This window comes from Streptomyces sp. bgisy100, from assembly GCF_057709105.1.
The window spans coordinates 1-13,261 of record NZ_JBYITE010000088.1 but is presented as its reverse complement, the minus strand read 5'-3'; the positions used below and the strand labels follow the sequence as shown (position 1 = coordinate 13,261).

At 72.1% G+C, this 13,261-nt stretch carries 12 protein-coding genes; 7 read left to right on the top strand and 5 right to left on the bottom strand.

Annotated features, from left to right (window positions below; translation table 11 throughout):
* Window positions 1-108 precede the first annotated feature (108 nt).
* The 5 genes from AC3EQ1_RS30785 to AC3EQ1_RS30765 form a co-directional block, all read right to left on the bottom strand.
* Window positions 109-1,671 (bottom strand): phytoene desaturase family protein, encoded by a 1,563-nt coding sequence (locus AC3EQ1_RS30785; RefSeq protein WP_432097598.1) that lies wholly within the window; start codon window positions 1,669-1,671, stop codon window positions 109-111.
* On the bottom strand, window positions 1,668-2,462 hold the full coding sequence (locus tag AC3EQ1_RS30780; RefSeq protein WP_432097597.1) for an SDR family NAD(P)-dependent oxidoreductase: 795 nt from the start codon (window positions 2,460-2,462) through the stop codon (window positions 1,668-1,670). The genes AC3EQ1_RS30785 and AC3EQ1_RS30780 overlap by 4 nt, the downstream gene beginning before the upstream one ends.
* A gap of 405 nt (window positions 2,463-2,867) precedes the next feature.
* Complete coding sequence (locus AC3EQ1_RS30775) at window positions 2,868-3,341, bottom strand: hypothetical protein (protein WP_432097596.1); 474 nt, start codon at window positions 3,339-3,341, stop codon at window positions 2,868-2,870.
* A 135-nt stretch (window positions 3,342-3,476) separates the two neighbouring features.
* Window positions 3,477-3,998 carry a MarR family winged helix-turn-helix transcriptional regulator gene (locus AC3EQ1_RS30770; RefSeq protein WP_432097595.1) on the bottom strand — a complete coding sequence of 174 codons (522 nt, stop codon included), beginning with the start codon at window positions 3,996-3,998 and terminating at the stop codon, window positions 3,477-3,479.
* 250 nt (window positions 3,999-4,248) lie between these two features.
* A complete protein-coding gene (locus AC3EQ1_RS30765; RefSeq protein ID WP_432097594.1) occupies window positions 4,249-5,865 on the bottom strand; it encodes an SRPBCC family protein in 1,617 nt (538 codons plus the stop codon).
* Window positions 5,866-6,320: 455 nt separating this feature from the next.
* Between AC3EQ1_RS30765 and AC3EQ1_RS30760 the strand changes: the two genes are divergently transcribed.
* The 7 genes from AC3EQ1_RS30760 to AC3EQ1_RS30730 all read left to right on the top strand — a co-directional run bounded on the left by AC3EQ1_RS30760 (window position 6,321) and on the right by AC3EQ1_RS30730 (window position 13,246).
* Window positions 6,321-7,634, top strand: a complete 1,314-nt coding sequence (locus tag AC3EQ1_RS30760) for a beta-ketoacyl-[acyl-carrier-protein] synthase family protein (RefSeq protein ID WP_432097593.1) — start codon at window positions 6,321-6,323, stop codon at window positions 7,632-7,634.
* Window positions 7,631-8,869, top strand: a complete 1,239-nt coding sequence (locus AC3EQ1_RS30755; protein WP_432097592.1) for a ketosynthase chain-length factor — start codon at window positions 7,631-7,633, stop codon at window positions 8,867-8,869. The genes AC3EQ1_RS30760 and AC3EQ1_RS30755 overlap by 4 nt, the downstream gene beginning before the upstream one ends.
* Before the next feature lie 282 nt (window positions 8,870-9,151).
* Window positions 9,152-9,415 carry an acyl carrier protein gene (locus AC3EQ1_RS30750; RefSeq protein ID WP_351511264.1) on the top strand — a complete coding sequence of 88 codons (264 nt, stop codon included), beginning with the start codon at window positions 9,152-9,154 and terminating at the stop codon, window positions 9,413-9,415.
* Window positions 9,416-9,493: 78 nt separating this feature from the next.
* The gene (locus AC3EQ1_RS30745; RefSeq protein ID WP_432097591.1) at window positions 9,494-10,282 is read left to right on the top strand and encodes an SDR family NAD(P)-dependent oxidoreductase; all 789 of its coding nucleotides are present in this window, start codon (window positions 9,494-9,496) and stop codon (window positions 10,280-10,282) included.
* 104 nt (window positions 10,283-10,386) lie between these two features.
* Window positions 10,387-11,358 (top strand): aromatase/cyclase, encoded by a 972-nt coding sequence (locus AC3EQ1_RS30740; protein WP_432097590.1) that lies wholly within the window; start codon window positions 10,387-10,389, stop codon window positions 11,356-11,358.
* 35 nt (window positions 11,359-11,393) lie between these two features.
* Window positions 11,394-13,043, top strand: a complete 1,650-nt coding sequence (locus AC3EQ1_RS30735; protein WP_432097589.1) for an acyl-CoA carboxylase subunit beta — start codon at window positions 11,394-11,396, stop codon at window positions 13,041-13,043.
* Window positions 13,040-13,246, top strand: a complete 207-nt coding sequence (locus AC3EQ1_RS30730; protein WP_432097588.1) for an acyl-CoA carboxylase subunit epsilon — start codon at window positions 13,040-13,042, stop codon at window positions 13,244-13,246. Before AC3EQ1_RS30735 ends, AC3EQ1_RS30730 begins: the two co-directional genes overlap by 4 nt.
* Window positions 13,247-13,261 lie beyond the last annotated feature (15 nt).

The window sequence follows — 13,261 nt, the reverse complement described above, 5'->3', positions numbered from 1 at the left end:
CCCCCCCCCCCCCCCCCCCCCCCCCCCCCCCCCCCCCCCCGCGCGCGGTCCGGGAGCGCACCGGGCCCGATGACGGCAGTCGGAGGCAGATGCGCTCCCGGACCGCAGCTACTGCCGCGCGATCACTTCGGCGAAATCGAACCCGAGGTCGTCGAGGATCGCCTTCGCCCCGGCCCGTGCCCCTCCGGTGACCCCGGATCCCGGGTGGGTGGACGGCCCTACGAGGTAGAAGCCCTCGGCGGGCAGCCGGTATCCCATGTTCGGCATGGGCCGGTACCCCATGAACTGGAACAGCTGGGATCCGAAGTGCCCCGGATCGCCGTTCGGCCAGGCGGCGTTGAACCGCTCGCCGTCCTGCGGGCTGTCGATCACCCGGCCGAGGACCTTCTCCGGGCCCATGTTCGTGGTGAGGCCGCAGAAGGTCTCGAAGACCCGGTCGAACAGCTCTTCCTTGCGGTCGTCCCAGTTCCCCTCCGCCAGTTGCACCGGTGCGTAGCTCAACAGGTAGAGGGTGTGCTGCCCGTCGGGAGCCCGGGTCGCATCCCAGGCGCTGGCCACCGCGATGCTGGGCATGGTGCTCATGGGAAGGCCGTACTTGAGCCCGTCGAAGTTCTGCATCAGCTCGGGCAGCGGCACCGCGATCTCCTGGAGGCCCGCGTTCCCCACCTCCGGGCCGGCCTTGAACACCGGGGCCTCGCTGAGCGCGAGATGGCCGGTGAGCAGGGTGAAGGCGGCCGGCTTGATCCGCTGTACCCTGCGCTCCCACTCCGCTCCGAAGCGGTGGCCGACCATCTCGGGGAGCTGTTTGATGTTGAGGTCCGCCACGACGGCGCGCCGCGCCTCGATGCGCTCCCCGGAGGCCAGCACGACCCCGGTGGCCCGGTCCCCGGTGAACAGGAAACGCTCCACCGGTGTCCCGGTCCGGACGGTTCCGCCGTGGCTCCGCAGGGCCTTGACGAGTGCGGTCGTCAGGGACCCGGAGCCGCCGACGGCATAGCCGAGTCCGTACCGGTGGATGGTCGGCACCATCATGAGCAGGAACGCCCCGGTGCCGCCCTCCTCCGGTGCCGCAAGGATCTCCGACACCCAACGGGCCAGCGCCGCCCGGACCTTGGGCGACTCGAACCACTCGTTGATGACGTCGAGATAGCTCATCAGGAGCATCCGGAGCATCTCCTGGCCGGTCTCGCTCCGGTCGAGCTGCTCGAAGAAGGCACCGAGCGGGGGAGGGGGCGAGAAGAGCCCCTCCATCAGCATGTCCAGCAGCGGATCGGCGAACTCGTGGAAGCGCAGGTAGCTCTCCGCGTCCCGCGGGGAGATCCTGGCGATCGTCTCGGCCGTCTTCCGTACGTCCCGGTGGAAGGCGATGTAGTCGCCGTCCGCGAAGGTGACGGCGATGCTCGGGTCCGGGAACACGTACGCGAGACCGTGCTCGGACAGCAGTCCCAGCTCGTCGTCGCGGATGAGCGGGTTGCCCTGGATGAAGATGTGGGCGATGGCGTGCAGGTCGTGATGGAATCCGGGGAGGGTGGCCTCGCGGGTGATCACACCTCCGCCGACGTAGTCCTTGGCCTCCAGGACCACGACGTCCAGGCCGGCCTTGGCGAGGTAGGCGGCGGCGGTCAGACCGTTGTGCCCGCCGCCCACCATCACCACGTCGTGCGTCGTCATGGGGCAGCTCCCTGGAGTTCGGTGTCGCCGGCGACCGCGCCGGAGGTGTCGCGCTGGAAGCCGCCGTCGATGTCCCAGACGGAGCCGGTGACATAGCCGCTGACCGAGCTGTCCAGCAGGGTCAGCGCCGGACCCGCGATTTCGTCCGCGGAGGCGATCCGCTTGATCAGGTTGGTCCCGATCACCGCTTTCTCCAGTCCCGGAACGGCCGCCGCGCCGGCCCGCAGGCCCGGTGTGTCGGTGATGCCCGCGCACACCGCGTTGACCCGGATGCCCTGCGGCGCCAGCTCGATGGCCCAGGTCGGCACCAGGTAGTGCAGGGCGGCCTTGGTGGCTCCGTAGATCCCCATCCCCGCCGCGGGCCGCCGGCCGATGGAGGAGGAGATGACGACGGCCGCGGCACCCTCGCGCCCGGCCATGGCCGGCACCGCGGCGTTCATCAGGGCGATGGTGCCCCGCAGATTCACCGCCAGCACCCGGTCGACCTCGCTGAGCGGCTGCCGGGCCAGGGTGCCGGGGATCAGGATCCCGGCGTTGCACACCACCAGGTCGAGGCCGCCGTGCCGGTCGACCGCGTGCTCGACGGCACGCCGGGCGGTCCCGGCGTCCGCCATGTCACCCGCGACGGCGGACGCGGCCGGGCCGAGCCGCTCGACCGCGGCGGCCAGCGGGCCCTCCCGCCGTGCCGTCAGCACGACCTGCGCACCGGCCGTCACCAGCGCTTGCGCTATGGATAGGCCGATACCCTCGCTCGCACCGGTGACGAGTGCGGTCTTTCCCTCGACGGTCATGGCGGAGAGTCCTCCCAAGGGTGTCGTCCGGGTGTGCGGCGCAGCGTGAGGCGGCCGCCCCGGCTTCGTTCGGTGGGTGTTCCGGACCGGTCGGTCCGGTAGGGCGGGGAAGGGGCACGGCGCAGCGCGGACCCCTGCCCGCTCCGGTGTTGTGTTGCCTGTGGCCGCCATCTCCTCGGCGGGGCACGGCAGATGAGTGCGGGCGCGGCGGACCGGTAGCTCGACGGTTCGGTACAGGATGGGGGCACCGGCGAGTGGACGGCACCGGATGGGTCCGGTGCCCGGGACACCGGTACGGGAAGGCGTGCTCTCCTCCGGTCGTTACGTCTCGGCCGTCGCTCCGCTCCGGTCCGTGGGTCGGGTCCCCGCCTCGGGCGACGTCCGGGCCGTGGGCGACGGCACCGGTCAGAGACGCGCTGTCGTCGCGGCGGCCTCCCGACGGCGGCGCCGGGTCGCGCCGGAGAGCAGCCTGCCGTCTCGGGCATTGAGCCCGAGGAGCGTGATGTTCACCGCGCCGCCGACCAGTTCCACCGCCTGGAGCACGACGAACGGGGTCCCGAAGTCCCCTTTCGCGGCCAGGGACTGCAGCGTGATCGCACACGGCACCAGTACCGCGAGACCGATGGCCCCGGCAACGGCGGTCCGGCGCTGCTTGCGGCGGAGCATGGGTGCCGTCCGGCCCTGCGCCAGCGACCGCCCGGTGCCTCCCGCGGCCATCATGCTGGGCACCAGGACGAACAGCGCGACGACGATGCTCGTCTTGACGATCGACACCGCGCGCTCGGTGCCCACGAGTTCAACGGTGACCGAGGCGGTGAAGAACAGCGAGATCAGCGTCAGCGCGAGAATTCCGGCAACGGCGTGCACACGGGCTTTCACAATTCTCTCCGTCAGGGTGGAAACGACGGACCTCGGAGACGTCCTGCTGCCCGGGTGCCGCTCCACGTCCGCGCTTCGGCGAGGACGTGGAGCCGGCCGGTCACAGGAATCGGCGAAGGCGCCGCAGGAGTCCGGTCAGGGGCGGTCGGCGGATTCCAGGTTCTCGATGACCTGGGCGATGGAGCGCAGCAGGGCGTCGACGTCCGGTGCGTCGAGGCCCCGGGTCGCCGTCTCGTTCACCGTGTGGGCGATGGCGACCAGGCCGTCGCGTATCTCATGGGCGCGGTCGGTCAGCAGGACCAGGGCCTGGCGGCCGTCGTTCGGATCCGGGACGCGCTCGACGAGGCCGTCGCGCTCCATCCGCCGCAGGGTGTTGGCCATGGTCGGCTGCTCGATCTGCACCCGCTCGCAGAGCTCTCGCTGGGTCAGCCCGTCCTGCTCGTAGAGCGCGAGCAGTTGCGCGAACTGACCGGGAACGACGCCGAATGCGGCGATCCGGTCCCGCAGGGCGCGCTCCAGCAGCCGCGCCAGATGGTTGATCTGGTAGCCCAGCGAGGCCTCGCGGACCAGTGCTTCGGGCAGTCCGGCGGCTTCGCTCGCCCGCTCGCTCGTCACGGTCACCTCCACGCTCGCTGTGGTGCCGTTCCATTTATCCATAGCTTGCTATATACGTCAAGTCGCATGGGTATCCCGGCGCCCGGGGCCATGCCCGGGCCGGGCCGGGTGGTGCCGTCCGCCGTCCCGTGGCCGGGGCTCGCGGGGCGGGGCTCCTGAGGGACGCGCCGGGTGATCCGGAGGCCCCGGTCGGGGTCGGTCCGCCCGCCGAGGAGTGGCCGGGACGGCCGGCGGTGCCGTGCCCGCACGGCACCGCCGGCAGCCGGACCGGCCGCCCCTCATCCGGCCGGTGTCACCGCACCACCACGTCGAGCCGCTCCGCCATCCAGTCGCAGAAGCGCGGAATGAAGTCACCGAAGTAGTTGGTGGCCACATGGCGCTCGCCGGGGTAGCGGATCAGCTCGGTCTCCCCGGCCGCCCACTCCAGCATCCGCTCGCAGGACTCCATCGGGATGATCGTGTCGAGCTCGCCGTGGATGGCCAGCAGCGGGATCTTCAGCGGCGGGACGTCCCGGAGATTGATCGCGGTCCGGGCCAGCTTCTCCATGGCCGCGTCGTCCTCCAGGTGGAAGACGAACCGGAAGTCCTTCCGCACCATCACATTGATGTCCGCGTAGTTGTCCAGGTCGAAGCCGCCCGAGAGGTTGACGCAGGCCCGGAAGCCGGGGACGGCCGCCGCGGCGCGCGCCGCGAGGTAGCCGCCGTAGCTCACCCCGAAGATGCCCGCCCGCCGCTCGTCCAGCTCCGGCCGGCCCACGACCTGCTCCATCACCGAGCCGACCACCCGCTCGAAGTCGGTCACCATCGGCTTCCGGCCGATGTGCACGCCCTGCCCGGGGCCGTCGAAGACCACCACACCCATGCCGCGCGCGATGAACTCCCGGGCGAACGCGTACAGTTCGACCTCCTTGGCGGAGTCCAGGCCGTTGACGAGCACCACGAACGGCCACGGGCCCTCACCGGGCGGCGTCATGACGTACCCGGGGAGGTCCTCGCCGTCATGGCTGAACGTCAGCGGCACCACCGTCTCCTGCAGATGCGGGATGCCGCGCCGGAAGACCTCGGTCACCCGGTCCCGGCTGGCCAGCTTGGCCTCCGGGTCGTCGAAGTAGAAGAACTCGGCGTAGTGGTGGCAGGCGGCGGCCTTCCGGTTGGCGATGCGCCCGGTCTCCAGGTGGCCCGCCGCGAACGACTCGGCCGCCCGGTCCTCGTAGTGCACCCCGAGCGCCGACCAGCGGCGGTGCCAGTCCGCCCAGTCCTCGTGGGTGCTCTTCTTCCGCAGGTCCTTGAGGACCATGGTGATGTCGCCCCAGTCCAGACCGGCCAGGCCGAGCCGGCTGAAGAAGAGCTCGCAGTTCTCGAAGGTCTCCGCCGAGATCCCGTTCGCCGCGGTCCGCGGCCCCCAGGCGTCGCGCAGCCCGTCGGCGTCCCCGCCCGCGGCGAGGTCCCGGCCCTCCTCGAGCCAGGCCTTGAGGGCGGACAGCACGTTCTCGGTCGTCCGGAAGAGCGTCTGCGGCAGGTCCGGAGCGGCCGGGTCGTCCGCCCGGGGGACGAAGTCGTGGACCACGACGAGCCGGGCCCCTTCCGCGTCCGGCTCGACCGTCCAGGTGCCCTGCATGGCGGCGATGCTCGGCGGCAGCGTCACCATCCGGAAGTCGATCCGGCGCTCCTCGGGCCGGTACCGGCGGTGGGAGCGGACGACGTTCTCGCCCAGCTCGTTGGCGACCCTCATGTCCATGATGACCTCGTGCGCACCGACCTCGGTGCGGTGGACGTCGAGGGTCGTGGGGAAGATGTTCGGCCAGCGTTCGATGTCGGTGCAGGCGTGCCACACGCGGTCGGCCGGTACGCCGATGACGACGTCGTTGACGACGGAGTTCATCTTCTCGGGTGTGGTTCGGGTACTCATCTCACGGTCCTCACGTGGTCTCGGTGGAGCCCGGCCCGGCAGCACTCCTCCTCCGTGCCGGCCGACGAGGCCGCCGCGTGCCCGGACCGAACGGCTGACGGCGGAGCACGGCGTGCGACACCGGGGACGCTGGTACGGCCGGCTCAAAGAGGACTTGAAGCACGGTCAAAGCCGGCGCGGCGCAGGTCCGGTGCGCTGTGACAAGGGGCCGGACGCCGCGTTGCCCGAACCTTGACCGTTCCTTGAGGCGGGGTCGACAGCGTCTGCTCCCAGCCGATCCGGTGGGTGACCACGCGACATCCGCTGTCGCCCGACCGGCCGCCGGGCCCCTGCGATGCGGCAGGCCCCCACGACGTCCGGCGGCCGCCTCCACTCCTTCTCCGCAGCACCGCACCGCGGCACGCCGGAGAGACGACCGATGAAAGGCAGCGAACATGTCAGCGACGGACCCAGCCGTGGATACCCGCCGCGCGGCGGAGCCGGGACGAGCGCCCCGGGCCCCGCGCCGGGTGGTCATCACCGGAATCGGTGTCATGGCCCCCGGCGGCACCGGCACCAAGGCCTTCTGGGAGCTGATCACCTCCGGCCGCACCGCGACCGGACGCATCTCCTTCTTCGACCCCGCGCCGTACCGCTCCCAGGTGGCCGCGGAGTGCTCGTTCGACCCCTTGCTGGAAGGGCTGACGCCCCGTGAGGTGCGCCGGATGGACCGGGCGACGCAGTTCGCGGTGGTCACCGCCCGCGAGGCGGTGCAGGACAGCGGGCTGGACACGGCCGGTCTCGATCCGGCCCGGACCGGGGTGACCATCGGCAGCGCGGTCGGCGCCACCATGGGACTCGAGGAGGAGTACGTCGTCCTCAGCGACAGCGGTCGCACCTGGCTGGTCGACGACTCCTACGGAGTACCCCACTTGTACGGGCACTTCGTGCCGAGCAGCATCGCCGCCGAGGTCGCCCGGGCCGTCGGCGCGGAAGGGCCGGCCGCCGTCGTCTCGGCCGGCTGCACCTCCGGGCTCGACTCCGTCGGCTACGCCCGCGAACTGATCGCCGAGGGCAGCGCGGACCTCATGGTGGCCGGGGCGACCGACGCCCCGATCTCCCCGATCGCCGTGGCCTGCTTCGACGCCATCAAGGCCACCACCCCGCGCAACGACGATGCCGCGCACGCCTCCCGGCCCTTCGACCGGAGCCGCAACGGCTTCGTCCTCGGGGAGGGCGCCGCGGTGTTCGTCCTCGAGGAGTACGAGCACGCCCGCCGGCGCGGGGCGCACATCTACGCCGAGATCGGCGGCTACGCCTCCCGCTGCAACGCCTTCCACATGACCGGGCTGCGCCCGGACGGCCGGGAGATGGCCGTCGCCATCACGGCCGCCCTGGACGAGGCCCGGATGAACCCGGAGGACATCGCGTACATCAACGCCCACGGCTCGGGGACCAAACAGAACGACCGCCACGAGACCGCCGCCTTCAAACGCAGTCTCGGTGAACACGCCCGCCAGGTCCCCGTCAGCTCCATCAAGTCGATGATCGGGCACTCCCTCGGCGCGATCGGCTCCATCGAGATCGCGGCCTGCGCCCTGGCCATCGAGTACGGGGTGGTGCCGCCCACCGCGAACCTGCACACCCCCGACCCGGAGTGCGACCTGGACTACGTACCGCTGGTCGCCCGCGAGCAGCGGGTGGACACCGCCCTCACCGTGGGCAGCGGCTTCGGCGGCTTCCAGAGCGCCATGGTGCTCACCCGTCCCGCGGAGAGGATCGCCGCATGAGCACCGCACAGCTGCCGGAGACCGCCGTCACGGGGCTCGGTGTCGTCGCGCCGAACGGGCTGGGCGCCGAGGAGTACTGGACGGCGACCCTGAAGGGCGCCAGCGGCATCGGCCGGATCAGCCGCTACGACCCCAGCGGATACCCGTCGCCTCTCGCGGGCGAGGTCCTCGACTTCGCCGCCGAGGAGCACCTGTCCAGCCGGATGCTCCCGCAGACCGACCGGATGACCCGGATGGCGCTGGCCGCCTCGGACTGGGCGCTGGCCGACGCGGACGCCGACCCCGGACAGCTGCCGGAGTTCGGCATGGGGGTGGTGACGGCCAGCTCCTCGGGCGGCTTCGAGTTCGCGCAGAACGAGTTGCAGAAGCTGTGGAGCAAGGGCCCCGAATACGTCAGCGCCTACCAGTCGTTCGCCTGGTTCTACGCGGTGAACACCGGCCAGATCTCCATCCGGCACGGCATGCGCGGACCCAGCGGGGTACTGGTGACCGACCAGGCGGGCGGCCTGGACGCGCTGGCCCACGCGCGCCGGCACGTGCGGGGCGGCATCCCCCTGTTGGTGTCCGGCGGGATGGACGCCTCTCTCTCGCCCTGGGGGCTGGTGTCGCTGAACACCAGCGGCCGCCTCACCCGCTGCGCGGACCCGGAACGCGCGTACGCGCCGTTCGACGCCGGGGCCGACGGCCATGTGCCCGGGGAGGGCGGCGCGATCCTCGTCCTGGAGGACGCGGCGGCCGCCCGGGGGCGCGGGGCACGCAGCTACGGCACGATCGCCGGGTACGGGGCGACCTTCGACCCCGCGCCGGAGACCGGACGGGAGCCGGGGCTGCGCCGCGCCGTCGAACTGGCCCTGGCCGACGCCGGAGTGGGTGCCGCGGACATCGACGCGGTGTTCGCGGACGCCGCCGGGACCCGGGACCTCGACCGCGTCGAAGCCGAGGCGCTGACCGCGGTGTTCGGTCCCTACGGCGTCCCGGTGACCGCGCCCAAGACGATGACCGGGCGGCTCTACTCCGGCGCGGGCTCCCTCGACGTGGCGGCGGCCCTGCTGAGCATGCGGGACGCGATGGTGCCGCCGACCCTGCACGTACCGGAACCCGCCGACGACTGCCCGCTCGACCTGGTCCGGGACACCGCCCGTGCCCTGTCCGTCCGTACCGCGCTGGTCCTGGCCCGAGGGCACGGCGGCTTCAACGCGGCGCTGGTGCTGCGTGCTCCCGACGCCGACGCCTGACCGGCACCGGCGTTCCCCGAACCACCCGCCGGACACCGGCGCCTGACCGGTACGGCCCATCACCGGCTACTTTCCGCCCGGCGCCGCACGGCGTCCGGTGATCCGACGGCCGTCGCTCCCGCGGGCACTGGGCCGGCCGGCACCTCGTCGGCCGGCACACCGTCGGCCGGCACTCCGGAGGGTTGCCCTCCGGACCTCCCCGATCCGCCGCGGCCCGCACCCCGGCTGCCGGCTCCGCCGATCCGGAGCCGGTCCCGACCCGACACGAGAACGGAAATCACCATGACGACCACCGAACTGACCCTCGACGACCTGAAGGGCATCATGCGCGCCTGCGCGGGCGAGGACGAGAGCATCGACCTCGAGGGCGACATCCTCGACGTCCCCTTCGCCGACCTGGGCTACGACTCGCTGGCCCTGCTCGAAGCGGCCGGCGCCGTCGAGCGCAGGCTCGGCGTCAAGCTCTCCGACGACGCGGTCGGCGAGGCCGGCACCCCGCGCCTCTTCCTGGCCCTGGTCAACGGAACGGTGTCCTCGCCCGCCTGACCGGCCCCTCTCGCCGGCCCGGCCCCGCGGCCGGGCCGGCGGTCCCGACCCCAGCAGACAGCACGGAGGAGAATCCCCATGGCGAACGACACCCGCACCGACACCGTGATCGTCACCGGCGGCACCAGCGGCATCGGCCTGGCCGTCACCGAGCGGCTGGCCGAACAGGGCGCGAAGGTCTTCATCTGCGCCCGGAACGAGGAGGACCTCGCCGTCACCGTCAAGGAGCTGAGCGGGCGCGGACTCCAGGTGGACGGCAGGCGCTGCGACGTCCGCTCCCGGGACGACGTCGCCCGGTTCGTGCGGGCGGCCGTGGAGCGGTACGGGCCCGTCGACGTCCTGGTGAACAACGCGGGCCGCAGCGGCGGCGGAGTCACCGCCGACCTCGCCGACGACACCTGGTACGACGTCATCGACACCAACCTCAACAGCGTTTTCCTCATGACCCGTGAGGTGCTGACCACCGGCGGCATGCGGGACAAGGAGCGCGGCCGGATCATCAACATCGCCTCCACCGGCGGCAAGCAGGGAGTGGTCCTCGGAGCGCCGTACTCGGCGTCCAAGCACGGGGTCGTCGGCTTCACCAAGGCCCTCGGCCAGGAGCTCGCGCCGACCGGGATCACGGTGAACGCCGTCTGCCCCGGCTATGTCGAGACCCCGATGGCCCAGCAGGTCCGCACCAACTACGCCCGGATCTGGGAGACCGACGAGGAGGCGGTGCTGCGGAAGTTCGAGACCAAGATCCCGCTGGGCCGCTACTCCACGCCGCAGGAGGTGGCCGGCCTCGTCGGCTATCTGCTCACCGACCTCGCCTCCTCGATCACCGCGCAGGCGCTCAACGTCTGCGGCGGCCTCGGCAATTACTGAACGGCCGGCAAGCACGCAACGGCCGGAACACACGCAACGGCCAGTACCCACGGCAGAGCCGGTACCCACGGCAGAGGCCGCACCCACGGAAGAGGACCTGGCACATGAAGACCGTCGAGCACACCACCACCGTCGCGTCCCCGCCCCGGACCGTGTACGGCATCATCGCCGACACCGCCCGGTGGCCCGTCCACTTCGGGCCCACCGTCCACGTCGAGCAGCTGGAACAGCGGCTGGAGCAGGGGAGCGGCACCGAGCGCTTCCGCATCTGGGCGGTCGCGGGGAAGGAGGTCAAGAGCTGGACCTCCCGCCGTGAACTGGACCCCGAGGGGCTGCGCATCACCTTCCGGCAGGAGGTCTCCCAGCCACCGGTCGCCGCCATGGCCGGCGCCTGGATCCTGCGCCCCCAGCCGGACGGCGGAACCGCGCTCGCCCTCCAGCACAGCTACCGGGCCGTCGGGGACGACCCCGGAGACCTCGCCTGGATCGACGAGGTGACCGACCGCAACAGCCGCACCGAGCTGGCCAACATCAAGGAACTCGCGGAAGCGGCCGCCGAGCGGGAGGAACTCACCCTGTCCTTCGAGGACACCGTCCTCGTCGACGGCGACGCCGACGACGTCCATGAGTTCATCCGCCGCGCGCAGGACTGGCCCGAAAGGCTGCCGCACGTCTCCCGGATGGTGCTGCGCGAGGACGACCCCGGCGTGCAGATCATGGAGATGGACACCGTCACCGCCGACGGCTCCCGGCACACCACCTCCTCGGTCCGGGTCTGCCTGGACGGCACACCGCGCCGCATCGTCTACAAGCAGACCGTGCTGCCGCCGCTGCTGACCGCCCACACCGGCGTGTGGACCGTCGCGCCCGCGGCCGACGGGGTCGCGGTGACCTCCGGACACACCGTGGTGATCAGGCCGGAAGCGGTCACGAAGGTCCTCGGCGAGGGCGCGACGGTGGCCGACGCGCGCGAGTTCGCGCACACCGCCCTCAGCGGGAACAGCCGGATCACGCTGGAGCACGCCAAGGCGTTCGCCGAGGGCCGCCGCACCGGCACCCCGCGCAGCCGGGCCTGACGGGGACGCACCGCGACCAGGGAGTGGGGAACAGCATGCGTACCGCCCGACAGACCGTGTCCGAGAACCCCGTGGGAGCGCCGGCCCCGGCCGGGCCGCCCCCGGGGCCGCCCGAGACGGGCCGACCGCCGGAGCGCTCCGCGCGCGACCGCCTGGCCGAGCTGAGCGCCGTCAAGGAGTCGGCACGGCAGGGGCCGGACCCGGCCGCCACCCGGCGTCAGCACGAAAAGGGCAAACTGACCGCGCACGAGCGGATCGGACTGCTGCTGGACGAGGACTCGTTCACCGAGATCGAACCCCTCCGGCGGCACCGGTCGACCGCGTTCGGCCTGGAGCGGCGGCGCCCGCACACGGACGGAGTGGTCACCGGCTGGGGCACCGTGCACGGCCGGACGGTCTTCGTCTACGCCCATGACTTCCGGATCTTCGGCGGGGCGCTGGGCGAGGCCCACGCGGCGAAGATCCACAAGGTCATGGACCTCGCCGCGGCGGCCGGCGCGCCGCTGGTCAGCCTGAACGACGGGGCCGGCGCGCGGATTCAGGAAGGCGTCACCGCGCTGGCCGGCTACGGCGGCATCTTCGAGCGCAACACCCGCGCCTCCGGGGTCATTCCGCAGATCAGCGTGATGCTCGGGCCGTGCGCGGGCGGCGCGGCCTACTCCCCGGCCCTCACCGACTTCGTCTTCATGGTCCGGGACACCGCGCAGATGTTCATCACCGGGCCGGACGTGGTGCAGGCGGTCACCGGCGAACGGGTCACGCACGACGGCCTGGGCGGCGCCGACGTCCACGCCGCCACCTCCGGAGTGGCTCACTTCGCCTACGACGACGAGCAGTCCTGCCTGGAGGACGTGCGGTACCTGCTGTCGCTGCTGCCGTCCAACAACCGGGAACTGCCGCCCGTCGAGGACTGCGAGGATCCCGCCGGCCGCCGGGTCGACGCCCTGCTGGACCTGGTCCCCGCCGATCCCAACCGCGCCTACGACATGACCGCCGTGATCGAGGAGATCGTCGACGACGGGGCGTACTTCGAGGTCCAGCCCGCCTGGGCGGCCAATGTCGTCTGCGCCCTCGCCCGGCTGGACGGCCGGGTGGTCGGCATCGTCGCCAACCAGCCGCAGCACCTCGCCGGGGTGCTGGACATTCCCGCCAGTGAGAAGGCGGCACGCTTCGTCCAGTTCTGCGACGCGTTCAACATTCCGCTGGTGACCCTGGTGGACGTGCCGGGCTTCCTGCCGGGGCTGGGCCAGGAGCACGGCGGCATCATCCGGCACGGGGCGAAACTGCTCTACGCCTACTGCAACGCGACCGTGCCGCGGATCTCGGTCGTCGTCCGCAAGGCCTACGGCGGTGCATACATCGTGATGGACTCGCGCTCCATCGGCGCGGACCTCGCCCTCGCCTGGCCCACCAACGAGATCGCGGTGATGGGCGCGGACGGCGCGGCGAACGTCATCTTCCGCCGGGAGATCGCCGCCGCCGACGACCCGGACGCCGTACGGGAACAGCGGATCAAGGAGTACCGGACCGAGCTGATGCACCCGTTCCACGCCGCGGAACGGGGGCTGGTGGACGATGTCATCGACCCGGGCGACACCCGGGCCGCGCTGATCCGCTCCCTGGCGATGCTCCGCGCCAAGCACGCCGACCTGCCGTCCCGCAAGCACGGAAACCAGCCCCAGTGAGCGCGGTGCCCGGGGACGGGCTGCGGGTCCTGCACGGGAACCCGGACACGACGGAGATCGCGGCGCTCGTCGCGGTGCTGCTGGCCCGGGCCCGGCGGACGGCCCCGCCCGGGCCGGCCGGGAACGCGACGGAGCGGGCGGAATGGGAGCGTGGGTCCCACCGGGCGTCCCGCCCCGCCCGCTCCTGGATGGGGGGAACATGAGAGAGAACGGAAACG

Bases quoted from the DNA above. Each gene is read 5' to 3' on its own strand.
- AC3EQ1_RS30785 (WP_432097598.1), bottom strand. From the start codon at position 1,671: ATGACGACGCACGACGTGGTGATGGTGGGCGGCGGGCACAACGGTCTG.
- AC3EQ1_RS30780 (WP_432097597.1), bottom strand. From the start codon at position 2,462: ATGACCGTCGAGGGAAAGACCGCACTCGTCACCGGTGCGAGCGAGGGT.
- AC3EQ1_RS30770 (WP_432097595.1), bottom strand. From the start codon at position 3,998: ATGGATAAATGGAACGGCACCACAGCGAGCGTGGAGGTGACCGTGACG.
- AC3EQ1_RS30765 (WP_432097594.1), bottom strand. From the start codon at position 5,865: ATGAGTACCCGAACCACACCCGAGAAGATGAACTCCGTCGTCAACGAC.
- AC3EQ1_RS30755 (WP_432097592.1), top strand. From the start codon at position 7,631: ATGAGCACCGCACAGCTGCCGGAGACCGCCGTCACGGGGCTCGGTGTC.
- AC3EQ1_RS30750 (WP_351511264.1), top strand. From the start codon at position 9,152: ATGACGACCACCGAACTGACCCTCGACGACCTGAAGGGCATCATGCGC.
- AC3EQ1_RS30745 (WP_432097591.1), top strand. From the start codon at position 9,494: ATGGCGAACGACACCCGCACCGACACCGTGATCGTCACCGGCGGCACC.
- AC3EQ1_RS30740 (WP_432097590.1), top strand. From the start codon at position 10,387: ATGAAGACCGTCGAGCACACCACCACCGTCGCGTCCCCGCCCCGGACC.
- AC3EQ1_RS30735 (WP_432097589.1), top strand. From the start codon at position 11,394: ATGCGTACCGCCCGACAGACCGTGTCCGAGAACCCCGTGGGAGCGCCG.